At 61.1% G+C, this 22,756-nt stretch carries 25 protein-coding genes and 11 pseudogenes; 23 read left to right on the top strand and 13 right to left on the bottom strand.

The window, feature by feature from the left end:
* The first annotated feature begins 7 nt into the window (after positions 1-7).
* The 5 genes from narI to PQR67_RS30195 all read left to right on the top strand — a co-directional run bounded on the left by narI (position 8) and on the right by PQR67_RS30195 (position 4,682).
* Positions 8-694, top strand: coding sequence for a respiratory nitrate reductase subunit gamma (gene narI / locus PQR67_RS30215; protein WP_408466467.1), 687 nt, complete (start codon positions 8-10; stop codon positions 692-694).
* Positions 695-709: 15 nt separating this feature from the next.
* Positions 710-1,507: a peptidylprolyl isomerase gene (locus tag PQR67_RS30210; protein WP_408466466.1), complete on the top strand. Its 798-nt coding sequence runs from the start codon at positions 710-712 to the stop codon at positions 1,505-1,507.
* A 96-nt stretch (positions 1,508-1,603) separates the two neighbouring features.
* Positions 1,604-2,860, top strand: coding sequence for an MFS transporter (locus tag PQR67_RS30205; protein WP_408466520.1), 1,257 nt, complete (start codon positions 1,604-1,606; stop codon positions 2,858-2,860).
* 59 nt (positions 2,861-2,919) lie between these two features.
* Positions 2,920-3,330, top strand: coding sequence for a ribonucleotide reductase subunit alpha (locus tag PQR67_RS30200; protein ID WP_408466519.1), 411 nt, complete (start codon positions 2,920-2,922; stop codon positions 3,328-3,330).
* A 197-nt stretch (positions 3,331-3,527) separates the two neighbouring features.
* Positions 3,528-4,682: a cytochrome P450 gene (locus PQR67_RS30195; RefSeq protein WP_408466465.1), complete on the top strand. Its 1,155-nt coding sequence runs from the start codon at positions 3,528-3,530 to the stop codon at positions 4,680-4,682.
* Positions 4,683-4,722: 40 nt separating this feature from the next.
* On the opposite strand, the pseudogene PQR67_RS30190 reads toward PQR67_RS30195, so the two are convergent.
* Positions 4,723-4,818, bottom strand: a pseudogene (locus tag PQR67_RS30190) (uracil-DNA glycosylase family protein); the annotation flags it as partial.
* Between the two features lie 120 nt (positions 4,819-4,938).
* Positions 4,939-5,067: a CHAD domain-containing protein gene (locus tag PQR67_RS30185; protein ID WP_408466464.1), complete on the bottom strand. Its 129-nt coding sequence runs from the start codon at positions 5,065-5,067 to the stop codon at positions 4,939-4,941.
* An 18-nt stretch (positions 5,068-5,085) separates the two neighbouring features.
* Here PQR67_RS30185 and PQR67_RS30180 point away from each other — a divergent pair, with 18 nt between their 5' ends.
* The 9 genes and pseudogenes from PQR67_RS30180 (at position 5,086) to PQR67_RS30140 (ending at position 11,027) form a co-directional block, all read left to right on the top strand.
* Positions 5,086-5,298, top strand: coding sequence for a hypothetical protein (locus PQR67_RS30180; protein WP_408466463.1), 213 nt, complete (start codon positions 5,086-5,088; stop codon positions 5,296-5,298).
* 105 nt (positions 5,299-5,403) lie between these two features.
* Positions 5,404-6,020, top strand: a pseudogene (locus PQR67_RS30175) (c-type cytochrome).
* Positions 6,021-6,085: 65 nt separating this feature from the next.
* Positions 6,086-6,238, top strand: coding sequence for a hypothetical protein (locus PQR67_RS30170; protein ID WP_172737852.1), 153 nt, complete (start codon positions 6,086-6,088; stop codon positions 6,236-6,238).
* A 1-nt stretch (position 6,239) separates the two neighbouring features.
* Positions 6,240-6,821: a hemerythrin domain-containing protein gene (locus PQR67_RS30165; protein ID WP_408466462.1), complete on the top strand. Its 582-nt coding sequence runs from the start codon at positions 6,240-6,242 to the stop codon at positions 6,819-6,821.
* A 128-nt stretch (positions 6,822-6,949) separates the two neighbouring features.
* Positions 6,950-7,297, top strand: coding sequence for a hypothetical protein (locus tag PQR67_RS30160; protein WP_408466461.1), 348 nt, complete (start codon positions 6,950-6,952; stop codon positions 7,295-7,297).
* Between the two features lie 425 nt (positions 7,298-7,722).
* Positions 7,723-10,036, top strand: a pseudogene (locus PQR67_RS30155) (NADP-dependent malic enzyme).
* Positions 10,037-10,093: 57 nt separating this feature from the next.
* A pseudogene (locus PQR67_RS30150) lies at positions 10,094-10,307 on the top strand (transposase); the annotation flags it as partial.
* Positions 10,294-10,748 (top strand): annotated as a pseudogene (locus tag PQR67_RS30145) (tyrosine-type recombinase/integrase); the annotation flags it as partial. The pseudogenes PQR67_RS30150 and PQR67_RS30145, both read left to right, overlap by 14 nt.
* A 96-nt stretch (positions 10,749-10,844) precedes the next feature.
* Positions 10,845-11,027: a DUF2934 domain-containing protein gene (locus PQR67_RS30140; protein ID WP_408466460.1), complete on the top strand. Its 183-nt coding sequence runs from the start codon at positions 10,845-10,847 to the stop codon at positions 11,025-11,027.
* A gap of 689 nt (positions 11,028-11,716) precedes the next feature.
* Here PQR67_RS30140 and PQR67_RS30135 read toward each other — a convergent pair.
* Complete coding sequence (locus PQR67_RS30135) at positions 11,717-11,971, bottom strand: hypothetical protein (RefSeq protein ID WP_408466459.1); 255 nt, start codon at positions 11,969-11,971, stop codon at positions 11,717-11,719.
* A 174-nt stretch (positions 11,972-12,145) separates the two neighbouring features.
* On the opposite strand from PQR67_RS30135, the gene PQR67_RS30130 reads away from it, so the two are divergent.
* Positions 12,146-12,688, top strand: a complete 543-nt coding sequence (locus PQR67_RS30130) for a DUF488 domain-containing protein (protein ID WP_408466458.1) — start codon at positions 12,146-12,148, stop codon at positions 12,686-12,688.
* Between the two features lie 52 nt (positions 12,689-12,740).
* A complete protein-coding gene (locus PQR67_RS30125; protein ID WP_408466457.1) occupies positions 12,741-13,184 on the top strand; it encodes a uracil-DNA glycosylase family protein in 444 nt (147 codons plus the stop codon).
* Here PQR67_RS30125 and PQR67_RS30120 read toward each other — a convergent pair.
* From PQR67_RS30120 to PQR67_RS30085, 8 genes and pseudogenes are all read right to left on the bottom strand, one after another.
* Positions 13,181-13,522 carry a DUF488 domain-containing protein gene (locus PQR67_RS30120; RefSeq protein ID WP_408466456.1) on the bottom strand — a complete coding sequence of 114 codons (342 nt, stop codon included), beginning with the start codon at positions 13,520-13,522 and terminating at the stop codon, positions 13,181-13,183. The genes PQR67_RS30125 and PQR67_RS30120 overlap by 4 nt on opposite strands.
* A 35-nt stretch (positions 13,523-13,557) precedes the next feature.
* Entirely contained in the window at positions 13,558-14,139 is a 582-nt protein-coding gene (locus PQR67_RS30115) for a uracil-DNA glycosylase family protein (RefSeq protein WP_408466518.1), read from the bottom strand.
* Between the two features lie 129 nt (positions 14,140-14,268).
* Positions 14,269-14,520 carry a cupin domain-containing protein gene (locus PQR67_RS30110; protein ID WP_408466455.1) on the bottom strand — a complete coding sequence of 84 codons (252 nt, stop codon included), beginning with the start codon at positions 14,518-14,520 and terminating at the stop codon, positions 14,269-14,271.
* Positions 14,521-15,171: 651 nt separating this feature from the next.
* Entirely contained in the window at positions 15,172-15,879 is a 708-nt protein-coding gene (locus PQR67_RS30105; protein ID WP_370712337.1) for a succinate dehydrogenase/fumarate reductase iron-sulfur subunit, read from the bottom strand.
* Positions 15,880-15,955: 76 nt separating this feature from the next.
* Complete coding sequence (locus PQR67_RS30100; RefSeq protein ID WP_408466454.1) at positions 15,956-16,564, bottom strand: hemerythrin domain-containing protein; 609 nt, start codon at positions 16,562-16,564, stop codon at positions 15,956-15,958.
* Entirely contained in the window at positions 16,548-16,685 is a 138-nt protein-coding gene (locus PQR67_RS30095; RefSeq protein WP_408466531.1) for a hypothetical protein, read from the bottom strand. The genes PQR67_RS30100 and PQR67_RS30095 overlap by 17 nt, the downstream gene beginning before the upstream one ends.
* Positions 16,686-16,752: 67 nt before the next feature.
* Positions 16,753-16,914: pseudogene (locus tag PQR67_RS30090) on the bottom strand (carboxymuconolactone decarboxylase family protein); the annotation flags it as partial.
* Between the two features lie 159 nt (positions 16,915-17,073).
* Positions 17,074-17,289 carry a copper chaperone gene (locus PQR67_RS30085; RefSeq protein ID WP_408466453.1) on the bottom strand — a complete coding sequence of 72 codons (216 nt, stop codon included), beginning with the start codon at positions 17,287-17,289 and terminating at the stop codon, positions 17,074-17,076.
* 525 nt (positions 17,290-17,814) lie between these two features.
* On the opposite strand from PQR67_RS30085, the gene PQR67_RS30080 reads away from it, so the two are divergent.
* The 7 genes and pseudogenes from PQR67_RS30080 (at position 17,815) to PQR67_RS30050 (ending at position 21,779) form a co-directional block, all read left to right on the top strand.
* Positions 17,815-18,030 (top strand): hypervirulence associated TUDOR domain-containing protein, encoded by a 216-nt coding sequence (locus tag PQR67_RS30080; protein ID WP_408466452.1) that lies wholly within the window; start codon positions 17,815-17,817, stop codon positions 18,028-18,030.
* A 231-nt stretch (positions 18,031-18,261) separates the two neighbouring features.
* Positions 18,262-18,333 (top strand): annotated as a pseudogene (locus PQR67_RS30075) (DUF2231 domain-containing protein); the annotation flags it as partial.
* 79 nt (positions 18,334-18,412) lie between these two features.
* Positions 18,413-18,717, top strand: a pseudogene (locus PQR67_RS30070) (DUF2231 domain-containing protein).
* Positions 18,718-18,790: 73 nt separating this feature from the next.
* Positions 18,791-20,339: pseudogene (locus tag PQR67_RS30065) on the top strand (FAD-dependent oxidoreductase).
* 102 nt (positions 20,340-20,441) lie between these two features.
* Positions 20,442-20,612: pseudogene (locus PQR67_RS30060) on the top strand (DnaJ domain-containing protein); the annotation flags it as partial.
* Between the two features lie 229 nt (positions 20,613-20,841).
* Positions 20,842-21,474: pseudogene (locus PQR67_RS30055) on the top strand (transketolase-like TK C-terminal-containing protein); the annotation flags it as partial.
* Between the two features lie 53 nt (positions 21,475-21,527).
* Positions 21,528-21,779: a ferritin family protein gene (locus PQR67_RS30050; RefSeq protein WP_408466530.1), complete on the top strand. Its 252-nt coding sequence runs from the start codon at positions 21,528-21,530 to the stop codon at positions 21,777-21,779.
* A 363-nt stretch (positions 21,780-22,142) separates the two neighbouring features.
* Here PQR67_RS30050 and PQR67_RS30045 read toward each other — a convergent pair whose 3' ends face one another.
* Positions 22,143-22,361 carry a hypothetical protein gene (locus tag PQR67_RS30045; RefSeq protein ID WP_408466529.1) on the bottom strand — a complete coding sequence of 73 codons (219 nt, stop codon included), beginning with the start codon at positions 22,359-22,361 and terminating at the stop codon, positions 22,143-22,145.
* The gene (locus PQR67_RS30040) at positions 22,316-22,696 is read right to left on the bottom strand and encodes an MGH1-like glycoside hydrolase domain-containing protein (protein WP_408466517.1); all 381 of its coding nucleotides are present in this window, start codon (positions 22,694-22,696) and stop codon (positions 22,316-22,318) included. The genes PQR67_RS30045 and PQR67_RS30040 overlap by 46 nt, the downstream gene beginning before the upstream one ends.
* Positions 22,697-22,756: the final 60 nt, after the last annotated feature.

Below are 22,756 nucleotides of genomic sequence, written 5' to 3'. Positions count from 1 at the left end.
AAGCCTTATGAGTCAGCACTTCGTCAACGCTCTTTTATTTGGCATCTATCCCTACGTCTGTCTCGCAATCTGGCTGCTCGGCAGCCTGATCCGTTTCGATCGCGAGCAGTACACATGGAAGAGCGATTCGTCGCAACTGCTCAGACGTCGTCAATTGCGCCTGGGTAGCAATCTGTTTCACGTCGGCGTATTGATCGTGATCGGCGGCCACTTCGCGGGGTTCCTTGCTCCGCACTGGATGGTCTCGCCGTTCCTGAACGCCTCGCAGCATCAATGGCTCGCGGTGATGGCGGGCGGCATCGCAGGTATCGTTGCGATTGTCGGACTCTCGATCCTGCTGTACCGGCGCCTGTCCGATCCGCGCATTCGCATCAATAGCGCTCATGCGGACATCCTGGTGCTGGCAATTCTGTGGCTGCAACTCGCGCTTGGACTGGCCACCATACCGCTGTCTTTGGCTCGTATGGACGGCGCGATGTTCGAGACCCTGAGTGATTATGTGAAGGGCGTCGTCACGTTTCAACCAGGTGCTGCAGATCTCATCATCCAGGCGCCGCTCGTGTACAAAATCCATATTGCGCTCGGCTTCACGATTTTCCTCATTTCCCCATTCACCCGTCTCGTCCACATCTGGAGCGGCATGGCCACGCTAGGTTTTCTGGTTCGGCCTCACCAGATCGTGCGTAAGCGCTAATTCGAGGAATTTCCCATGTCGGCAAACCACGAAATCTCCGGCGCGGCCCCCAGCACTGACGAACTTAGCGTCAACGGTGCGGTGATCGATGTCGCCGCGATTGCAGCCGAATCCGCGCTGCACGCGGACGAGGCCGATCCCGACCACGCCGCGCGTCGGACGCTGGTCGTGCGTGAACTGCTTGCCCAGCGGGCCGTTGCAACCGGTTTGTTGGCAAACGGCGCCGATCTTGACGATGAAACCCTTGACCGTCTGCTGGAAATGGAATGCGCGATCCCGGTGCCGTCCGACGAAGAATGCCGGCGTTATTACGCAGCGAACGCGCAGAAATTCCGCAGTCCGGACCTGGTCTTCGCGCGCCACATCCTCTTTGCGCTGACCGAAAAGGCAGCGATGACGCGGGTCCGCGCCCGCGCTGAAGAAGCGCACCGCGAGCTCGCGCAACATCACGACCGGTTCGATGCACTCGCCCGAACGTTATCCAATTGTCCGTCCGGGCAGGTCGGCGGGAATCTCGGGCAGTTGAGCCGCGGCGAGAGCGTGCCGGAATTCGAGGCGGCAATTTTCGGCAGCCAGCACATCGGCCTGCTACCGGGGCTCGTCAATACGCGTTATGGCTTTCATATTGTCTGGGTGGAGCGCCGCGTCGCCGGTGTACCTCTTCCGTTTGAAGTGGTGCAAGCGACCGTCGGACGCTATCTCGCTGAGCATGTCCGGCACAAGTCCGTTCAGCAATATTTGACCCTGCTGGCATCCAGCGCCGAACTGCGCGGCATTTCGCTGGATGTACGCCCCGGCCTGTTGTTGCAATAGTGATCTGTCGCGCCGTTTGCAGCGTATCGGTATCTGCATTCGGCAGGCCCCGCCCGCACATTGATTGATGTCGTCCGTATAAAACCGTCATCTGCGATGCCCTGCTCTGGAGCAGCCATGCGTTCACGAAGAAGCCCGATGTTGGTTCTGTGCGTTACGACTTTGGCATTTCTCGTCTGCTTCGTGGTCTGGATGATGTTCGGCGTGCTCGGCATCGAGCTACGAACCGAGCTTAACCTGAACAGTGCAGAGTTCGGCCTGCTGACGGCCACGCCGGTTCTGACCGGCGCGCTTTTGCGCGTGCCGCTGGGCATCTGGACCGACCGTTTTGGTGGCCGCGTGGTGATGACACTATTGCTGATCCTCTGTGCGATCCCGGTGTTCCTGATCTCCTACGCGACGGCGCTCTGGCAGTTTCTCTCGATCGGCCTGTGTCTCGGCGCCGTCGGCGCGTCGTTCGCGGTGGGTACGCCGTATGTCGCGCGGTTCTTCCCGCCCGAAAAACGTGGCTTTGCCATGGGATTCTTTGGCGCCGGCACGGTCGGCGCCGCCGTGAACCTGTTCGTCACGCCTTCGCTGCAGGCTGCCTGGGGCTGGCGAGCTGTCCCGAAAATCTATGCTCTCGCCCTCCTCGTCACTGCGCTGGTGTTCTGGCTGGGCTCCGCCACCGACCCGGGCGCAGGTAAATCGTCGGGGCCATGGTACAAGCAGTTCCAGGTTCTGAAGAACCCCAAGATTTGGAAGTACTGCCAGTACTACTCGATCTGCTTCGGTGGTTTCACCGCGTTATCACTGTGGATCCCACAATATCTGAAGGGTGAATTCGGCTTTTCGGTCGTCACCGCCGCGGCGTTAGCCGCCGGCTTTTCGCTGCCGGGATCGGTATTGCGCGCGCTGGGTGGCACCCTGTCCGACCGCTTCGGTGCGCATAAGGTGACGTGGTGGGGATTGTGGGTTGCGTGGGTATGTCTATTCCTGTTGTCGTACCCGGATACCTCTTTCGTGGTGAGCACGATCGGCGGCCCGCGCAGCTTTCATATCCATCTGGGTGTCCCGGTCTTCATCGGGCTTCTATTCGTTCTCGGCGTGGTGTTCGCGTTTGGTATGGCGTCAACGTTCAAGTACGTCGCCGACGACTTTCCGGAGCAAATGGGCGTCGTCACCGGCATCGTTGGACTGGCTGGCGGACTGGGTGGCTTCCTGCTACCGATCCTTTTCGGCGTGATTCTTGACTGGCTTGGCGTTCGCTCGAGTTGCTTCATGTTTCTGTACGGCATCGTCTGGGTGTCGCTGATTCTGCTGTATCAATCCAGCGTGCGACAGGTCCGCATCGACGGAACAGCTCCGCAGTAACTGAATGAACAGTCGACTTACTGTGCCCTGCCGACACGACACCCCACGGATGATCAATGATGAGTATTTCGAGTTTTGATGAGCTGATTCGTGTCGCGCGGCAACAACCCGAACCTCAGCGTTTGCTGTTCGTATTCACTACGGTTGAATTGCCCGAAGACTGCACGGCCGAACAGCGGGTCCGCTTCGAAGCTGGTGAGGGTGGCGCGTTGACGCCATTGATGTGCTTTGACAAAACGCCTGAAGAACTCGGCACGTTTAGCGATCTGCTCGACGAATCACGACAGGTTCTCCAGGAATGGGCAGTCGTCTTTGTCGCGGCTCTCTCGGGTAGAAACGGGTGTGCGCCGCGGACTGAAGACGCCGAAGCGCCGTTGAACAGGATGGTGGAATCGATCAAGGCTGGCACTGTCGGCATGTTTATTCCATTCGATGCGCACGGTCAACCAGTGATATTTCGTCCGAACTGAACAGATCCGTCACCGACTGCGATCGCCTCGCCAATGACGCGTTCCCCACCAAGCCGTGTCAAAGCGCAATGGAACGGTTGCTTCCGCCGCGCGATTGCGGAATCGCGGGATACCCCGCAGGCTGACCGGGATCATGCCGTGCCCGGGAAATCACGACACTGCCGGCATTCGATGCCGGGAGCAGGTAAGGAATGAGCATGAACGAGAAGCCGACCAACGATTGGGATCCGAGGTCCGATGACGTCACGCGTGATCAGGCCGCCGCATATGATGACATGCGGCACCGCTGTCCCGTCGCGCACAGTGACTACCTCAACTTATCCCTGTTCCGCCATGAAGATGTCATGCGCGTGCTCAACGATCCTGAAACGTTCAGCAGTGCGGTCTCGAGCTATCTCTCCGTGCCCAATGGCATGGATCCTCCTGAGCACACCCAGTACAGAAGCATCATCGAGCCTTATTTCAGCCCGCAGCGGATGGCGGTCTTCGAGCCGGTGTGCCGGGAGATTGCCGTGCGTCTGGCAAATGGACTTTCGAGATGCGGCGAAGTCGAATTCAATGCCGGGTTTGCACAAGACTTTGCGATGCAGATCCAGTGCGCTTTTCTGGGTTGGCCGCAGGATTTACACGAGCCGCTTTTTCACTGGATTCGCAAAAACCGTGAAGCCACGCTGACAGGTGACAGGAATGCTCTCGACCGCGTAGCCCTCGAATTTGACAGCTACATCAAGGGTTTGCTTGAGCGACGGCGCGAATCGGGTGCGGATGCACCGGACGATATCACGACCGGCCTGTTACGTGACCGGATCGAGGACCGGCTGCTGAACGACGACGAAATTGTCAGCGTCCTGCGTAACTGGACCGTCGGCGAACTCGGGACGATTGCGGCGTGCGTGGGGATTCTCGCTCATTACCTTGCCGAACATCCCGATGTCCAGCGCCAGTTGCGGGAGCAGCCGTCGCTATTGTCAACGGCCATCGACGAAATACTCCGGATCAGGGCGCCGCTTATCGCCAACCGCCGCATCAGTACCAGGCCGGTGGAAATCGGCGGTCGCGAGGTACCGGCCGGCCAGCGTATCACGCTGATCTGGGCTTCCGCGAACCGGGACGAGACGGTTTTTGGCGACCCCGACGAATTCCGGCTCGGCCGCGATCCGGCCTCCAACCTGCTATACGGTGCAGGCATTCATGCTTGTCCGGGTGCGCCGCTCGCGCGACTCGAACTGCGCATTTGCATGGAAGAACTGCTCGCGCGCACTAACTGGATTGCGCTCGTGCCGGGCGGTCCCGTCGCGAAAGCCATGTATCCGGCTGCTGGTTTTTCTTTGTTGCCATTGTGCATCGAATGAATACCCAATCGCTCGACCAGGGGCTCACTCAAAGTCTCATCGACTCGTCGTGAAATGTGGTCGCGCCGATTCCGAGCCAGTTTCGAAGACGATCGCCGCTCGCGTCATCCCACGGAATGCCCGACAGGCACACACGTCAGCCAGAAGCGTATCGAGCGAAGAGCTCGCTTGATCTAGTCGGGCGCAGCGTCGAAGGCGAGCGCCAATGTCGAGCTCGCGAGCACCTCCCAGTCGCGTGCAGCGCCGAGTTCGCCCGCTATCCCCTTGGTTCTTCCTGCAAAGATGGCGGGGGCGTTATCAGAACTTCGAAGAGCTCGAATGCAGAGCGCAGGCGTCGCAGACCCACCCGCATCTGATGGACGCTCGAAGGGTCGTGTGCTGACACCACCCTACGCTCGTTGCCGTGGATCTGTGCCAGACAGTTCTGTGCGATGGACTGGAACGCCTGCTCCCCGACACCTGGTCGGCCGACCAGACGCTCGCCGTCATTGAACTCCTCGACGATCTACGCGAGCGGATCCGCACGCACTACCAGGTCGCGTTGCATGAACTGCAGCGAGAGCAACGCGTTCCTCCCGTGAATGCTCACCCGAACGACATCGACGATCCTTTTTAACCCCAACCGCGGGCCGACATCGGCCTCGGTTGTTTCTCTTTTATCCCTTGCCGCCATCTAGCCGCGCTTGTACACCGCCGGCAACAGACGAGAAGGCGCATTAAGATGTTACTTACCACACGGTTGCCACTGGCCGCGCTACTCGCGGTATCTGGGCTGATCTCGGTGCCGGCCCCGACCTGGGCCGAGGATCGCGGCCGCCTGGCCGCACAGCTCCGTTCGGCGTGCCACGGCGTGCATGGCCACAGCGAGTCGCCAATGTTTTCGCGGCTCAATGCGCAGACGCCGGAATACCTCGTCGCGCAGCTAAAGGGATTCCGCGAACACGCCCGCGGCGAGACCGCCGCCCGCTCGTACATGTGGGCTATCGCGTCGCCACTGGATGATGCAACCATCCAGTGGCTGGCTGACTACTTCTCACATCAGGAAGCCGTACCCGGCGCAGCGGGTGATGCCGCTCTGCTGGCCAGTGGGCAGGAAATCTTTGAGCACGGCGTGCCAGATCAGGGTACGCCCGCATGCGCGTCATACCACGGTGCGCAGGCCCAGGGGGCCGGCACTTTTCCGCGTCTCGCAGGGCTGCATCAGGAGTATCTGCCGCGACAAATCGAGGTTTTCAAAAATGGTACGCGCGGCAACGCACCCGTGATGACAGCCGCGTCGAGCATACATTGAACGCTGACCAGGCCAGGGCCGTTGCAGCCTATCTGCAATCCAGATAAACGGCTGCCAATTTATGCGGTCGACGGGGGCGCTGACCACATGGACCACCATGTCCGCGCGGCCCTTGATCACCATCAAAGCCGTGGCGTTTGCGCGCTTTGATGTCGAGCGGAAGATGACTAACATTAAAGTATCGGCGCAACTTCCTGCTCATGCAGCTGGTGTGAAGCAGCAAATCGATTCGCCCATGCTTTTCATGTACTGCTGCGGAGTTTGATATGCAGTCGCTGGGATCGCGTAATGCCATAACCGTCATCCTTCATGAACACGAGCAGATGTCGACCGTGATAGAGGGCATGCGGCGCTTTGTGGGTCTGCTGGCAGCAGGTACGCCCGCTCCGGGCCTCATGGTGTTACGGGCGATGCTTTATTACATCCGCGAGTACCCTCAGCAGGTGCACCATCCTAAAGAGGATCGTTACCTGTTCACGCCGCTGCGGGATCGGACGGATGAATTTGACTACGTCCTTACGGAACTGGAGTCCCAGCATGCCCAAGGTGACGTGCGGTTGAGGAATATCGAGCGCGCGTTGACCCGGTATGAATTGAAGGGGGCTCCCGCGCTTCGGGAGTTGCGCGCCATGGTGGATGCATATGCCGAGTTCCATGCAGACCACCGGTGCATGGAAGAGACGTTGATCTTGCCGGCCGCCAGACGTCTGCTGACAAACGAAGACTGGGCGGAAATCGACGCCGCTTTTGCAGCGAATCGCGATCCGTTCGATGGGGTAAAACTTGAAGACGATCTCGGCAAATTATTCTCGATGATCGTCAAAGCGATCCCTGAGACGGAAAGTTAGCAGTCGGTTGGATCTTTTGATTTTTTGATGGCCAGCCAGTCACGTGATGCGAACGAGCATCCGCGGGATCTGTTGCCGTGCAGTTCAACAAAGAGTTCTTTGGCACCTGATGCCGACGCGGGAGGGGTATGGAAACCACTCGTCACTTTCATCTGGAACTGCGGCACGCAAGCGTGCCGACCTATGTTGCCAGTTACCTGTTTCCGATCCTGTTGCTGGCGTATGAGGTACATAGGGTGGGCAGGTGGATTTTCGATTACGGGATGCACTTCGCGAACTTCAGGTTCATGGGCTACGAGTTCCTGCTGATGCTTGTGTTCGTCGCGCTTCAGGTCGTGTTCGAAGGCGTTTTCCTCATTGGGGCATGGATGAGCCGGGATCACGATTTCGAACATCGGGTCGCAAATGTCCTGGCCGGTCTCTGCTGTTCCCTGGTCATCATCTGCTTCGATTTGGCTTTGCAGTACGCCCTGTAGAGCGAGTTCAGCGGGATCGCCTATGTTGGCGGTCCCGGAATTGCGATCCCCAGAACGCAGACTTGTGCGCACTTGATGCTCCGGACCTGTCGCAGGGTGGTCGCGGAAACGCTCTTCCGGTTGGATCAACACAATCGTCTTGTCGTGGTGCGACGCGCGCAGAACGATGTCGCGACACGCTGACGCTTCGTCGTCCGACGTTCTGATGGGATCGTGGTGCAGGCGCACTCGCCGCAGTGGTCGTCACCTGAAGTTGAATTCAATCCGAACCCTCCCTAATTCCGTCACTATGCGTTGCCATACCTTGCGTGGGCACGACAGAGCCCACGCAGTACTTCCAGCTTTGCCCTTGCCACAGCTCTCAGTATGCCGCTGACGTGACATACCATTATCATTATCTGCAAATGCCGCTAGCGAGGGACGTTATGTCGACTACAGCCCAAAGCAAATTCCGCGAAGCCGCTCTCGACTACCACGAATTCCCGACGCCTGGCAAAATTGCCATCGCGCCGACCAAACTGATGATCAACCAGCGCGATCTCTCCCTGGCGTACTCGCCAGGCGTCGCATTCGCGTGTGAGGAAATCGTCGAAAACCCGCTGAACGCCGCACGTTTCACCGCGCGTAGCAACCTGGTCGGCGTCGTCACGAACGGCACCGCGGTGCTGGGTCTGGGCAACATCGGACCGCTTGCCTCGAAGCCGGTCATGGAAGGCAAGGCCGTCCTGTTCAAGAAGTTCGCCGGCATTGACGTGTTCGATATCGAGCTGAACGGGTCCGATCCGCACAAGCTGGTCGACGTGATCGCCGCGCTCGAACCGACTTTCGGCGGAATCAACCTCGAAGACATCAAGGCGCCGGACTGCTTCATCGTCGAACGCGGATGCCGCAAGCGCATGAAGATTCCGGTTTTCCACGACGACCAGCACGGTACGGCCATCGTCGTCGCGGCGGCCATCACCAACGGTTTGAAGGTCGTCGGCAAGGACATCAAGCACGTGAAGCTGGTCGCCTCCGGCGCGGGTGCCGCATCGCTCGCGTGTCTTGGCATGCTCGTCGACCTTGGCCTGCCGCTCGAGAATATCCTCGTGACGGACCTCGCGGGTGTGGTCTACAAGGGCCGCACGGAGCTGATGGACCCGGACAAGGAACGCTTCGCACGCGAAACCGACGCCCGCACGCTGGCCGAGGCGATTGGCGGTGCGGACATTTTCCTCGGCCTGTCGGCCGGTGGCGTCCTCAAGACCGACATGGTTGCGCAGATGGGCAAGGCACCTTTGATCTTCGCGCTTGCAAATCCGACGCCCGAAATTGAACCGGATCTGGCACGAGGAATTCGGCCTGATGCCATACTGGCTACTGGACGTGCCGATTATCCGAACCAGGTTAATAACGTTCTGGTGTTCCCTTTCATCTTCCGCGGCGCGCTGGATGTGGGTGCGACGACGGTCACGCGCGAAATGGAAATCGCGGCGGTGAACGCGATCGCGGAGCTGGCGCGCCAGGAACAGAGCGACATCGTTGCGACGGCGTATGGCATTCGGGACTTGTCGTTCGGTCCGGAATACCTGATTCCGAAGCCGTTCGACCCGCGCCTGATCGTCAAGATCGCGCCGGCGGTGGCGAAGGCGGCGATGGAGTCGGGCGTGGCGACCCGTCCGATCGAGGACATGACCGCGTACGAGCAGCATCTGCAGCAGTTCGTCTATCGCAGCGGCGCAACGATGCAGCCAATCTTCCAGCTGGCACGCAGCGTCGAACCGGAAAAGAAGCGCATCGTGTTCGCGGAAGGGGAGGACGAACGCGTGCTACGCGCGATCCAGATCGTCGTCGACGAAAAGCTCGCGAAGCCGATCCTGATCGGCCGGCCGGCGGTGATCGAACAGCGCATCGCGCGCTATGGCCTGCGTCTGGTCGCCGGTCAGGACTACACGGTCGTTAACACCGACCACGATGAGCGCTACCGCGACTTCTGGCAGACATATTACAAGATGATGGCGCGAAAGGGCATCAGCGATGCAGATGGCCAAGCTTGAAATGCGGCGACGCACGACGCTGATCGGCTCGATGCTGATGCATAAAGGCGAAGCCGATGGCATGATCTGCGGCACGATCAGCACGACGCATCGCCATCTGCATTTCATCGATCAGGTGATCGGCAAGCGTGAAGGCAGCAGCGTCTACGCGGCAATGACGGGGCTGGTGCTGCCGGACCGGCAGATTTTCCTCGTGGACACGCACGTGAACGTCGATCCGACACCGGAGCAGCTCGCCGAGATCACGATCATGGCCGCGGAGGAAGTGCGCCGTTTCGGTATCGAGCCGAAGGTTGCGCTGGTGTCGCATTCGAATTTCGGCACCAGCAACGCGCCGTCCGCGCAGAAGATGCGCGATGTACTCGAGATCCTCAAGGAACGTGCGCCGGGCCTGCAGATGGACGGTGAAATGCAGGGCGACGTCGCCCTCGAGGCCAATCTGCGCCGTGAAGTGCTGCCCGAATCGACGCTCGAAGGCGATGCGAATCTGCTGGTGCTGCCGAACATCGACGCCGCGAACATCTCATATAACTTGCTGAAAACTGCGGCGGGTAACAATATCGCGATCGGACCGATGCTGCTCGGCGCTGCGAAGCCGGTGCATGTGCTGACGGCATCGGCCACTGTGCGCGGGATCGTCAACATGGCGGCACTGGTCGTGGCCGACGCGGGCGCCGCAGACCGGCCGTCGAGGGACGAGTGACACTTCACCCGTCAGCGGCAGGTTGGCGGGGCTGGCGAGCTTGCAATCATGCCGTGTGCCGACTGTGTGGTGGTCGAGCTGTATTTCCCGAGGCGCGACAATAACCCCCAGCGATTTGTCTGGAGCGCATGTGCGGATCCACTTCATCCAGCACTGGCTCAATCTGGCGGACCTGGCGTGCGAAGAGGCGACGTACGACAACGCCAGCCTGCGTCGGTTTGTAGAGATTAACGCGGGCTGCGAAGCTGTGCCGGACGCCACCACGCTCCTCAATGATGGTCGAGCTTGGGCGCTATCGCCGCGAGCATGGTCTGCCGGTCCTGCCCTGGCCTGCCGAAAACACCCCGCGCTGCTCCTGCCCATCGGCCGGCCACGCAAGCCGCTGACTCGCGCCGCGCTGCAGCAAATCGTGAAAGGGATTTTTAGAGGCGCGGCCCACTGGCTGCGCCAAAGCGCCGGCCCACATATGGTCGACCAGCAGATCGACCTGCGCCTGGTGCACGACAACCTCGGGCACGCGTCGCTGACCATCACCGCCCAGTGCCTGCACGTCGACGACGACCGCCGCCAGCGCGAGACCGAGCAAAAACATCGCATGAAGTGGTCCCGCAATTGGCCTCAGGGCGCAGGATACTGCGGCGAACAGTGTGGACATAGCAGATGGGGCTGCTTCCGCTTTTCAACAGCATGCAACGGGGATATGCTGGGCTGATGGACAGTACCGGTAACTGCTTCGATGCTGGCCGCGGCACGGGTGAGGCCCTCGCCATGTCTACTCCCCTCCCTGCGACTAACGGAGACTAGTGCAATGAGCGACCCGACAATAGAAGAAAAAATCCGTGCGCGCGCGTACGAGCTCTGGCAACAGGACGGTTGCCTTGAAGGGTGCGCCGACGAGTATTGGCACATGGCACGTGCGCTCGTCGAGAAGGAGATGGCGGTTCCAGACGCGGCTGAAACCGGTGATGCGGACGCCCCGGCGCCGGACTGACCGAGATTTCCAGAGCTTTGGTCCAGTTTGCCTGCCGCTACCGCGCTCCAAAGCGGTCCGGCAACGCAAACGAGGCATCTACGGAGTTCAACGGCGCGATGAGACCGCGCCAACGCGGGGGCCTGACGCCCGTCAATCCACATGCCGCGGTAGACGTCAGGCATCGCGTTCGAGGTCATCGGCGTGCGCGTCAAGTGGTCACAGGACATCACCTACGAAGACGCCCTGGCCGAGGGAATTTTCGACCACACGAGGGTCTCTGGAAGTCCACTCTTTATCAGACGAAACGGCGCAGCAGACCGCGCGTCGTCTGCGCTGGCCGCTGCGGCAGTATCAACTTCTGGGGGACGACGTGAACGCCGCGCGCGGCTATGGGTGGGACGTCAAGCCGGAAGGGGAATTTCGGAGTGTATCGCGCGCGATTCAAGCGTTCATTTTGCGCGCGTTCTCCCGACCGCGTTCAGAGATCCGCCATCCACCGTTCGCCGCCTCTTCGACAAAGTCGCGCTGCCTGAGTGCGCTCTCGATGTCCCACTCCAGCATGAGCGGTCGTTCGCCAGGAGCGACGACTGTTGAGTTCGCACAGCGCTTCAATGGCCTTGGGGCTGAGTTCATCTGCCATGACTGTCTCCTTCATCACTTTCGACGCGTCAGTGGTTGCGGAGCATCGGAGCGTCGCTCTCTAAGAGCTACCGAAAATTGTACTGTTTGCGCAGCTCGTTGATGATCGCCTCAGCCGCAGGCATGACGATTTCCTTCACATCTGCATCTTTGCTGTCGCCACGCAGATAATTGATGCTCCAGTTGCATCCTTCCGGGTCTTCAGCGTGCTCGTGGATTCCCGTGGGACTCCACCCGGTCGTGTCTGCATTGGCTTCGAGCGCTTTTGTCGCCGCTGTCAAAAGTCTGATTCGACTGATAGTGCGGGTGGCTACCGTGCTCAAAAATCCGAATCCTGAGGGAATCCAAGGTGACAGCCTATGACGGTCGACTGGCTTGTGCCTGTCTCCGGAAAAATCCGCTGCTCTGATGCTGCCCTCGTCGATAGACGGTTGACCTTTCCTGACGCACCTTGTACACGTCAAGCAGACCGTCGTAACCGTTCCGACGAGGCATCGATGACACATCCGTTTTTCACGATCGGCCATTCGACCCACCCGTTGTCTGAATTCGTCGGCCTGCTAAAGGGTTCGGAGATTGGGACACTGGTCGATGTGCGCAGCATCCCGCGCTCGCGGACCAATCCGCAGTTCAATCGCGACACGTTACCGGATACGCTCGCGCTGGAGCACATTGGCTACGTGCATCTCGCCGAACTGGGTGGGCGCCGCGGCAGGCGCAAGGACGACACGCCGTCGCCCAACGCGTACTGGAGGCATCCCGCGTTTCGCAATTATGCGGACTACGCGATGGGCGACGCATTCCGCGACGGCTTCGCGCAGCTTCTCGCGCTCGGCCATCGGCACCGCTGCGTGATCATGTGTTCGGAGGCGGTCTGGTGGCGCTGCCACCGGCGGATCATCACGGACTACCTGCTGCTGCGCGGCGAAACCGCGCCGCACATTATGGACTCGCATCACACAACTGCCGCGACAATGACACCCGGTGCGCAACCGCAACCGGACGGCACCCTGATCTATCCGGCTCAAACAGAGCCGTGAACACCGGCGCGCGATGCGATCGGTCATCAGCCGTGTCGCGCACCCGCCTCGCATGACTGTAACGAAACCGACACCGCTGGATACCCTGCTCCGCGACATCCGCGCCTGCACGATCTGCTCATCCGTACTACCCCACGCGCCGCGCCCGGTGCTGGCCGCATCCGAACAAGCAGGCATTCTGATCATCGGCCAGGCGCCGGATGCGCGGGTGCGTGCGTCCGTCGCTCCATGGGGCGACGCGAGCGGCGCGCGCCTGCGGACGTTGCTCGACGTCGACGATGCGTCGTCCTATGAGGATTCAAGATTTGCCATCGCGCCGATGGGCTTCTGTTTTCCTCGCCGTGGCCCGAGTGGCGATTTGCCGTCGCGGCCCGAATGCGCAGCGCGCTGGCATCCCGAGTTGCTGGGGCGGATGCGCTCGGTCCGGCTCACGCTGCTGATCGGGCAATGCGCCCAGCGATTCGGACTTGGCGAGACATTCGGTCCTACAGACTAGTTATGCTCCTCGTCCTTCGCTCCATAGACCAGCGTAATTGGTTGCCCCTTCTCTTCAGCGAGGAGACTCCGCATGCGTTGCTGCTGTTCTTCAGCATCGAGTTCGAGACGGTAGCGTTGCTGGAAAGCTGCCCATCGAGTCGGCTTGTGTCCGAACCATTTGCGCAAGGCAGCGCTTGGCGCGACGTCGCGCGCCCACTGACCGAGTGCCAGTATCTCCTTGCTGCGTCCGCGAGGCCAGAGGCGGTCAACGAGGACGCGATAGCCGTCTTCCGGTGCCGCATCCTCGTATGCCCGCTTGACAAAAATCGTCAAGCTCTTCCGTTTCGCGTGTGGCATTTCCTGCTCCGTTCAGACCGGTGTCCCAATACGCGTTACCCGGCCCGTCCAAGGCCTTGCGCGACGAGCAGTTCAACCCTCTCGCGCAGCATGGGAAGGACTTCGCTTTCGAACCACGGGTGCCGTTGGAACCACGGCTGGTTGCGCGGGGACGGGTGCGGCAACGGAACGAAGGCCGGCGCGTATTCCTTCCACGCCCTGACTGTTTCAGTGAGCGACGGCTTGCGTTGGCTGCCGAGAAAATGCTGTTGCGCATACTGGCCGATCAGCAAGGTCAATTGAATCTTCGGCAGCTTTTCCAGCAGGCTGTCCAACCACAGCTGCGCACACTCGCGACGCGGTGGTTTGTCCCAGACGTTACCGCGTCCCGGATAACAGAACCCCATCGGAATAATCGCGAACTGCGACTCGTCGTGAAATGTGGTCGCGTCGATTCCGAGCCAGTTGCGAAGACGGTCGCCGCTCGCGTCATCCCACGGAATGCCCGATGCGTGCACGCGCGCACCCGGTGCCTGTCCGACAATCAGGATGCGCGCGTCGGCTCCCGCTCGCACGATCGGGCGAGGACCGAGTGGCAGGTGCGGCACACATACCCGACATGCACGCACGTCAACCAGAAGCGTATCGAGCTAAGAACACGAGTGTCTATTCATTCTCCGGCCACTTCATTTCCAGATCGTCGTCATGGTGTTTGCGTCGCTCACCGGCGATCCCCGACAAGCCTTCCGGCATGACCAGTACGACGGTCACGAGTATCGATTGTTCTGGAAGGCTGTGAGTGCATGCGGGACGCCGGCGGCCAGATAGATAAGGTCACCGGTATGCAGGATCTGATGGCCTTCATTCATTTCGAGATCGACTTCACCTTCGATGCATTGCACCGTTACCGGGCCATCAACCGCGTGCACAGGCATCCCTTTGCCAGCCGGAAGAACAATCCGCATGACTTCGAGGCGCTTCTCCTTGAACAGCGCCGTGGTGGGAGTCTGCTCAAGCATGTCACCGAGTGGTAACAGGCTCGCAACTTCGCCAGACGAAAGATGTGATATAGCCACCGGGCTCTCCTTGACATACAACCCGATCAGGTCAGCAGGCTGGCGTGGATCGCCAGCCTGTCTGCCGCGCGTGTTGCAATAGCATACTCCGCACGACGGCGAAAACCTGGACCGCGGCAGGCAACGGATAGCGCGCACGGCGCCTATCGCCAGATCCACGCCGGTGGATCGCTAGCCGGAAATGACTGGTCGGAAGCCATATCGACTTGATCCAGCGCACGGAAAGACGGCTTCCGCAGCTCCTGGCCGTCCTGCAGCTGACCGGTCGACCGACGGGTGCGAGTCTGCCGAACACCGGTGACCGGCCGAGGGGTCAGTCGTGGGCCGTGTGGATGGGCAACGGGTTTCATGCTCGGTCTCCAACGGGATTCGATGGACTCGCGGACAGATTGCAGTCGTCGCAGTCGGCTTCGATCGAACAGGTCATGTGTGCGCTGACTCCCCGCCGACGTCTGTCCGGTGCCCGACACTTGCACGTCCGCGAAGTGCCGTTTCTGCCTGGCCAAACCTGGACGCCTGGCGCCAGATCGATCGGTAGAGAGGCATACGTTCTGGATGCACCCGTTGACCATTAAGCCGACACGTGACGCGGCATTACACCGCGCGGCGCGCCAGCATCGATCTGATCTGGCCGATTGCATACGCGGGGTTCAGGTTTTTCGGGCAGATGTCGGTGCAGTTCAGGATCGTGCGGCAACGAAAGAGCCGGTACGGATCTTCGAGATTGTCCAGTCTCGCCTGCGTGGCCATGTCGCGCGAATCGACGATGAACCGGTAAGCCTGCAGCAGGCCAGCCGGTCCGACGTACTTGTCTGGATTCCACCAGTATGACGGGCAGGCCGTTGAACAGCACGCGCACAGGATGCACTCGTACAGGCCGTCGAGCTGGTCGCGCTCTTCGGGACTTTGCAGGCGCTCCCGTTCCGGCGGAGGCGTATCGTTGATCAGATACGGCATCACCGAGTGGTATTGGTTGAAGAACGACGTCATATCGACGATCAGGTCACGGATCACAGGCAAGCCGGGCAATGGTCGCAGGACAATCCGCGACGGCAGATCGTTCATGTTGATCTGGCATGCAAGGCCGTTCCTGCCGTTGATGTTGATGGCGTCGGACCCGCAGATGCCTTCGCGGCACGAACGCCGCAGCGAAATCGATTCGTCGACCGACTTCAGCCTGACGAGGACGTCCAGCAGCATCCGGTCGCGCGGATCGATGTCAACCTCGAACGCCTGCATATGCGGCCTGGTATCCGTGTCCGGGTCATACCGGAAGATCTCAATCACGCGGCTGTCACTCATCGTGCATCTCCACTTTGTGTTCCAGGTTCTGAGGCGGTCGTGCTGCTTCTGGGGGATTGCATTCGGCTGTCACGGATCAATAAGGCGGCCGGCGAGCTGGTTGGCTTTCACTCCAATCGTCAATGTCCATCGGAGCCGCCCGCTCCGCTGTAATAACCCGATGGAACTGGGCAAATCGCTCATCTACCGTGCCCTCGAACAGAGGACACGGTTGTCCACCCACATCGACAAGCTCGATGGCATGCCAGTCGTCATCGTCGAGGTAGCGTACCGCGGCAGGAAACAGCGTCAGCTCTTCGACAGTCATGTTATGCCGCAGCCGCTCCGCGTAGAGACGGACGTGGATTTCGACCCGTTCCTGTGACATGTTTTCTTCACGGGCCGCCGCTTCCAGACCCTGGAGAAGTTCGTGCCCCTGCGAAATCAATGTGACGTGTTGCGCCTCGGTTTCCCGCGCAATCTCGCCGGACAACGCGTTCTTGCCCCGCAGTTTCTCCATGATGCGATCCTCGAGCGCATCATGGGCCACATCGGGAAAGCGTGTCAGGTAGTAAAGCGTATCCACCAGCAGCGCGATGTTCGGGGAGCCCGGATCGGTAGGCAGCGACCGCTCGTCGTTGCGCAGCTGCACCAGTCGTCCCAGCCTGCCATGTTCGGCCCGCAGGCGCTCAATGATCGTGGGCATGGGGCGCCTCGTCCGGGTTCGGGTTGGTATTCGACTTCCCCGCCATCGTGTCGAGCGCGAGCGCCGAATGGGCATGCGCCGCGCCAGCACGCATCTCGGCCGCGACCCAGATGGCCTCCATGGTTTCCTGCCATGGTCTCGCCGCTTTTCAGGGCGGCCGCCGTGTGGGCGCGTATGCAATAGGGGTACTGGGTGACATGGGCGACGGCCACGGCGATCAGCTGTTTCGTCTTCGTGGGTAGCGCGCCATCGGCGAACACGCTCTCGCTGAATGTCTTGAACGAGGCGAGTGGTCCGTGCGCCAGCTGCCTGCGCCTTGCTGCGATTCCGGGGTCCGACGGCGGAAACATTACTTTGTCCGTGGTCTGGCTCCCAATACTGGTTCAATGACGGCGCCACAACGTGGACGCACGACTCACACGCGTCCCAACGCGGGCAACGCTCGAACTGGCGGCTGCCGCAGGACGACGCGCCAGCGCTCATCCGACACTACCCGTCCGGACTCCGGATCAACCTTTGCTGATTTTCGCCTTGTAGCCTGCGTCCTCGAACGCAACCAGGAATTCCTCGGCCATCATCCACGAGTCAACCTTTACGGTTCTGACATTAACATCGACATCGACTTTCGCGTCGGGGTCGACCGCGCCGATGGCCCGTGCAAGCTTCTGTGCGTCGCCATCACCGGTCATCTTCTCCACCTCGAATTCCATATGTTCGAGTTCCATGCGCTGCTCCTTGGCTTCAGGTTATCGCCTGGCGGCGGTTATTCGACCATCGGCGGCATCTCGAACGTATGGAACGGCGTCGGATTCGGTACCGTCCATTCGAGCCCTTCGGCGCCGCCCCGGGGCTTGTCAGCGGCCCTGAGAGGCCAGTGCCGCGATAGGCCGGCAATGTGACAAAAAACAGAAAAGGTACCGGGCCGACCGGCAGCGTCCGAATGAGCGTCGATCGTCCTGCCGCGGTGCGAGAGTCACCTCGCCAGGAGCCGCGACAGCCGATGCACAGGCACACCGTGCTCACGGCTGTTCATCCCGTCATGAACTCATCCGGCATCGCCAGAGACGTACGGCGCCTCTTCTCTTGTGCGTCATGACCTTGGGCAATTCAATTGAATTTAAACTATGTCACAACATGATCTATAGTGAAATACATCGAAGCCCATGAAAGTGTGCTGTTGAACGCGCGGCGGTGCCCGCGCGCCCTGACATCAGTACACTGCACGCAGTACCGAACGGAGGGCACCCGTCATGACGACAAGATTCAAGGTTGGCGATCACGTGACCTGGAATTCGGAGGCTGGCCATGTCAGCGGCAAGATCATCAGGGTGCATACGAAAGACACCGACTACAAGGGGTACACCCATCACGCCAGCGTGGACGATCCACAGTACGAGATCCAGAGTGACAAGACCGACCACATCGCGATGCACAAAGGTGGCGCGCTGAAAAAAGTGCATTCCTGAGCGGCGCTGACTGCTACCGTACAGACGGGCCGCTGACGAATGTGAAACGCTGTGGGTGCACGCTGCACGCATGGGTCATTGATGGTTCGCTCCAGGTTCGCTTTCTTGATGCAGGCACGCGCGTACAAAAAACGGGCGCAACAGAACCGACGCGGGCTGTGACAGGTCAGCAGATGCCGCAACGCGTTCCGCCCGTCGCGAACTTTGTCTGTCGATAGACGAAGAATACCCATGCGTACTCCCGCGAGCATCTCCAAGCGTCCCATCCACCCGATGCTGGTTGTGTTTCCGATCGGTCTCTGGATTTTCTCCCTCGTCTGCGACGTCATCCGTGTGGCCGGCGCCCCCCGGAGACGCGTGGGCTACCGTCGCGCTTTACAGCATGGTCGGCGGCCTCGTCGACGCGCTCTGCGCGGCAGTGCCAGGATTTATCGACCTGTTGTTCTACAAGGGTGGTGCTCCGCCAGTCAGGAAAATAGCGCTGACCCACATGGCGATCAACCTCACCGTCGTCGTGCTGTATGCGATCAATCTCTGGTGCGCACCCGGAGTCCCACGAGCATGGGGCCGGGCATGAGCACGCCGGTTCTGCTTTCGATTGCCGGTGTCGCACTGCTCTCTGTTTCGGGCTGGCTTGGCGGCCAGATGGTGCATGTCTACGGAGTCGGCGTCGAGGGACGGGAATAGCGGCGCTGCCGCGGCTGTCCTGAGAAGTGGCGGGTGAAAACCTGCCGCGCATCGCCGACGTCAGGAGAATCGAATGAACGAACCTGCGAATAAACTCAGCGGACCCGACCTCGCCGGAGGCGTCGGACTTTCAGAAATTACCGACGGCGCAATGCTGCAGGGGCATGCCCACGGCGAGCCGGTATTGCTCGTGCGGCGCGCGGACGAACTGTTCGCGATCGGCGCCGTCTGCACGCATTACGGTGCTCCACTGGCCGACGGGCTGCTGGTCGACGACACGGTCCGCTGTCCCTGGCATCATGCCTGTTTCAGCCTGCGCACCGGCACTGGACGCGGTTGCCTGCTGGCGTGTCGAGCAGCGGGACGGCAGCGTGTATGTGCGTGAAAAGCTCATGCCTGTCGAACCGAAGCCTTTGCCAGCGGTGGCCGGCACGCCGCAATCGATCGTTATCGTGGGCGGTGGCGCCGCGGGTCACGCCGCTGCCGAGACACTCCGTCTCGAAGGATATACGGGCAGCATCACCCTGCTGAGCGCCGATCCATCAGGGCCGTGTGACCGGCCCAACCTGTCGAAAGGCTTCCTCGCGGGCACCGCGTCCGCAGAGTCGAATCCGCTGCGTCCACCGACGTTCTACCAGGCGCATCGCATCGACCTGAAGCTGGATTCTCCCCTCGCTACGCTCGACACGAGGAGCCGGCACCTGCAACTCGTGGACGGCACTCGTATTGCCTACGATGCGCTGCTGCTCGCGACCGGCGCCGAGCCGGTGCGGCTCGACGTGCCAGGTGCGCATCTCCCGCATGTTCACTATCTGCGCACGCTTGCTGACAGCCGCACACTTGTCGCCCGGGCGCTCATTGCAAAGCGGGCGGTGGTGATCGGCGCGAGCTTCATTGGTCTCGAAGTGGCGGCATCGCTGCGCGCCCGCAATATCGAGGTGCATGTGGTTGCGCCGGATGCCGTTCCGATGGAGAAAATCCTCGGACCGGACGTCGGAAACTTCATCCGCGGGCTCCACGAACGCCACGGTGTCACGTTCCACCTCGGCACCAGCGCGACTTCGATCGACCCGCAAGGCGTCCAGCTGAAGAGCGGGGAGAATCTGCCTGCCGATCTTGTCGTGATCGGTATCGGCGTACGACCGATGATCTCGTTCGCGGAGCAGGCGGGTCTCCTCATCGATCGCGGCATCATCGTCAACGCATACCTCGAGACGAGCGTCCGAGGCATCTTCGCGGCGGGCGACATTGCACGCTGGCCGGACCGGCTCACCGGCGCGCGCATCCGCGTCGAGCACTGGGTGGTAGCCGAACGCCAGGGGCAAACCGCGGCACGCAACATGCTCGGCCGGCGCGAGCGGTTCGATGCCGTGCCGTTTTTCTGGACCGAGCAGTACGATTTCGGGCTCGCTTATGTCGGCCACGCGGAACATTGGGATGAGGCCGCGATCGACGGCCAGCTCGATGCCGGGACCCAGAACTGCACGGTCACCTATCGTCGCGGTGCCAGGAAGCTGGCCGTGGCTATCGTGCATCGGGATCTGGAGGGACTTCGCGCCGAGGTCGAGTTCGAGAGGACGATCGCCGCGACAGACTGGCGGCACACGGGTACGGTGAACTGAAGGAAGCACAACAGGTACAGGCAAAAGGCGGACGCAATACGCGATGGCTGCACGACTCGGAATCAGGCGGGCGCTGGAATGTAATACAGGGACTACTACGAGGTTCTCGCACTCCCACGCACCGTGACGCCGGACGAGGTCCGGCGCGCGTATCGCAAGCTCGCGCGCAAATATCATCCGGACATCAATCAACAGGCCGACGGGGAGGACCGTTTCAAGGAACTGGGCGAGGCCTATCAGGTTCTCAAGGATACGGAGAAACGGGGCCTATGACCATTTGGGCCGCCAGTGGCAAAACGGCCAGGATTTTCAGCCGCAGCCTGACTGGGACGCAGGCTTCGAGTTCAGCGGCACAGGCAACGGGCGAAGCGCGGATGCAGACGTCAGTGATTTCTTTGGAGCGATGTTCGGCGGTGAACGCACAGGCGGGCATTCGTGGCAAACAAAGAGGCATCGTATGGGGCCGGAACGCGACGCCAGACTCGCGGACGACCTGGAAGATGCCGCGCTCATGCAGTTGCGCGTGATCTATGGGTTCACGCACGACAGTCTGGCGCTCGGCGAGGACGGCTCGACGCACCAGCCCGTCGAGCAACTTGCCAGCCTGCGGGCCTTGCCGAACCTCAACGTGATTCGCCCCGTCGACGCCAACGAAACCGCCGTAGCCTGGCGCGTAGCACTGGAAACGCGCGATCGGCCGACCGCGCTCATCCTGACGCGCCAGAACGTGCCGACCTTCGACCGCACCCAGTTCGCTGCCGCCGATGGATTGCGGCGCGGCGGCTACATCCTCGCCGACGCGCCCGGCGGCAAGCCGGCACTGATCCTGATCGCCACCGGCTCGGAAGTCGCGCTCGCGATGGCCGCGCGCGAGCGATTGCTGGCGCAGAACATCGCGGTGCGCGTGGTCTCGCTGCCATGCTGGACGTTATTCGACGCCCAGCTGCAAGCGTACTAGGATGCGGTGCTCCCGCCCTCAGTCGGCGCGCGGCTGGCGGTCGAGGCCGGCGTGCCGCAAGGCTGGCATCACTATGTCGGCGAACGCGGCGCGGTACCCGGCATGGAGCGTTTCGGCGCGTCGGCTCCAGCCGATGTCCTGTTGCGCGAGTATGGTTTCACCACCGACAACGTCTGCGCGCGCTGGCGCTGCCCCGTTAGCGATGGAAGGCGAATCCGCCTGTCCAGCCCATGTTTGTCGGTAAACCGGACTTTCTGCTTGACGCCATCCAGCTTGAACAGTACCCGCTGGAACTTAAGGACGGAATGGGTCACGTCCGCCAGCTTGCGGGTGCGCTTGCGAAATACGGGCATCAGATACGTGAAGCGATCATCGCGTCAAGCGAGGCGGGGGACCCGACGACGTCTGATCTGTTCACGCAGATTTCCCGGGGAGTAGACGAGTACCTGTGGAAGGTCGAAGCACACCGCTACGCAAAATAATGTGCGTCGCGGCCAGGCTGACATGCTGACGCCTATGCGCAACGGCCTGACATTTTCAGCGAAATGGAACGCTGCGATCCGTGATACGCGATCCTTCAGATCGATCACAACGCTGGCGTGATGATCCTGTCCGTCAATCGGGCGTTGCGTCCCGCGATAGGCATCTTCTTGGCGAACTGATCGGGATACCATCTTACGCCGCTCGATGAACGCAGGGCCGCGCTTGCCAGACATGCGCGAGCCGTATGGCTTTATGGGTCGGAACCTCCGCCCGCATACCCATCCAGCGATGCCGGCCCCGCTTGTGACGGCGTTGTCAACTTGCCGAGTGCCGGCAGCGGCATGCTGCCTGAGCGCAGCCACTTACGGGCCGGAGGCATCTTCGACGTCACGTTTCAGCAGGTCACTCCATACGGTCATCTCGCGATGCGTGATTGATGTCGGGTCCCCCCTCAGCACGTCAAACTGTGTCGTCTCCTCAGTGCGCCAGAACCGGATATCGAAAGTTTGCTCGCCGACGCGCAATTCCCTGAGCGTCACATCGCTGAGCCACGGCGGCAGTACAGGGTCGACATAGAGCATCTTGTGCGGCGCATCGGGCTGCAGGCCAAGGATCGCCTGCAGCAGCGAGAAGACCGATCCTGCGGCACATTGGCGCCCGGATACTGAACGGGAAAATTCGCCGCGTCCCGATGCAGGCCCGCATATAGCTCAGGTAGCTGGTTCAGCATGAAAAAGCGCCCTGCTCCACATACGTCGTTCGCGATTTGCCCCGTCTCCGCAGCATAGCCATAGCGCCTGAATCCCTGCGCAATGAGGCCGTTGTCGTGCGGCCAGACCGAGCCGTTCTGGTAGGAATACGGGTTGTAAGCAGGATGGCTCGCCGACAGCGTGCGGATGCCCCACCCGCTCGACATGTCCGGCTGCATGAGCCGCGCCACGAAGCGTGGCGCCCCCGCGGGGGGGCCGCTGGCCGG

Origin of the sequence: Paraburkholderia fungorum (assembly GCF_046026025.1) — a bacterium.
GTDB lineage: Bacteria > Pseudomonadota > Gammaproteobacteria > Burkholderiales > Burkholderiaceae > Paraburkholderia > Paraburkholderia fungorum_E.
Note: the sequence above shows the minus strand (reverse complement) of the source record. Positions and strands in the feature narration are given on the sequence as shown.

Bases quoted from the DNA above. Each gene is read 5' to 3' on its own strand.
- narI (WP_408466467.1), top strand. From the start codon at position 8: ATGAGTCAGCACTTCGTCAACGCTCTTTTATTTGGCATCTATCCCTAC.
- PQR67_RS30210 (WP_408466466.1), top strand. From the start codon at position 710: ATGTCGGCAAACCACGAAATCTCCGGCGCGGCCCCCAGCACTGACGAA.
- PQR67_RS30205 (WP_408466520.1), top strand. From the start codon at position 1,604: ATGCCCTGCTCTGGAGCAGCCATGCGTTCACGAAGAAGCCCGATGTTG.
- PQR67_RS30200 (WP_408466519.1), top strand. From the start codon at position 2,920: ATGAGTATTTCGAGTTTTGATGAGCTGATTCGTGTCGCGCGGCAACAA.
- PQR67_RS30195 (WP_408466465.1), top strand. From the start codon at position 3,528: ATGAACGAGAAGCCGACCAACGATTGGGATCCGAGGTCCGATGACGTC.
- PQR67_RS30165 (WP_408466462.1), top strand. From the start codon at position 6,240: ATGCAGTCGCTGGGATCGCGTAATGCCATAACCGTCATCCTTCATGAA.
- PQR67_RS30160 (WP_408466461.1), top strand. From the start codon at position 6,950: ATGGAAACCACTCGTCACTTTCATCTGGAACTGCGGCACGCAAGCGTG.
- PQR67_RS30140 (WP_408466460.1), top strand. From the start codon at position 10,845: ATGAGCGACCCGACAATAGAAGAAAAAATCCGTGCGCGCGCGTACGAG.
- PQR67_RS30130 (WP_408466458.1), top strand. From the start codon at position 12,146: ATGACACATCCGTTTTTCACGATCGGCCATTCGACCCACCCGTTGTCT.
- PQR67_RS30125 (WP_408466457.1), top strand. From the start codon at position 12,741: ATGACTGTAACGAAACCGACACCGCTGGATACCCTGCTCCGCGACATC.
- PQR67_RS30120 (WP_408466456.1), bottom strand. From the start codon at position 13,522: ATGCCACACGCGAAACGGAAGAGCTTGACGATTTTTGTCAAGCGGGCA.
- PQR67_RS30110 (WP_408466455.1), bottom strand. From the start codon at position 14,520: ATGCTTGAGCAGACTCCCACCACGGCGCTGTTCAAGGAGAAGCGCCTC.
- PQR67_RS30105 (WP_370712337.1), bottom strand. From the start codon at position 15,879: ATGAGTGACAGCCGCGTGATTGAGATCTTCCGGTATGACCCGGACACG.
- PQR67_RS30100 (WP_408466454.1), bottom strand. From the start codon at position 16,564: ATGCCCACGATCATTGAGCGCCTGCGGGCCGAACATGGCAGGCTGGGA.
- PQR67_RS30095 (WP_408466531.1), bottom strand. From the start codon at position 16,685: ATGGAGGCCATCTGGGTCGCGGCCGAGATGCGTGCTGGCGCGGCGCAT.
- PQR67_RS30085 (WP_408466453.1), bottom strand. From the start codon at position 17,289: ATGGAACTCGAACATATGGAATTCGAGGTGGAGAAGATGACCGGTGAT.
- PQR67_RS30080 (WP_408466452.1), top strand. From the start codon at position 17,815: ATGACGACAAGATTCAAGGTTGGCGATCACGTGACCTGGAATTCGGAG.
- PQR67_RS30050 (WP_408466530.1), top strand. From the start codon at position 21,528: ATGTTTGTCGGTAAACCGGACTTTCTGCTTGACGCCATCCAGCTTGAA.
- PQR67_RS30045 (WP_408466529.1), bottom strand. From the start codon at position 22,361: ATGCTCTATGTCGACCCTGTACTGCCGCCGTGGCTCAGCGATGTGACG.
- PQR67_RS30040 (WP_408466517.1), bottom strand. From the start codon at position 22,696: ATGTCGAGCGGGTGGGGCATCCGCACGCTGTCGGCGAGCCATCCTGCT.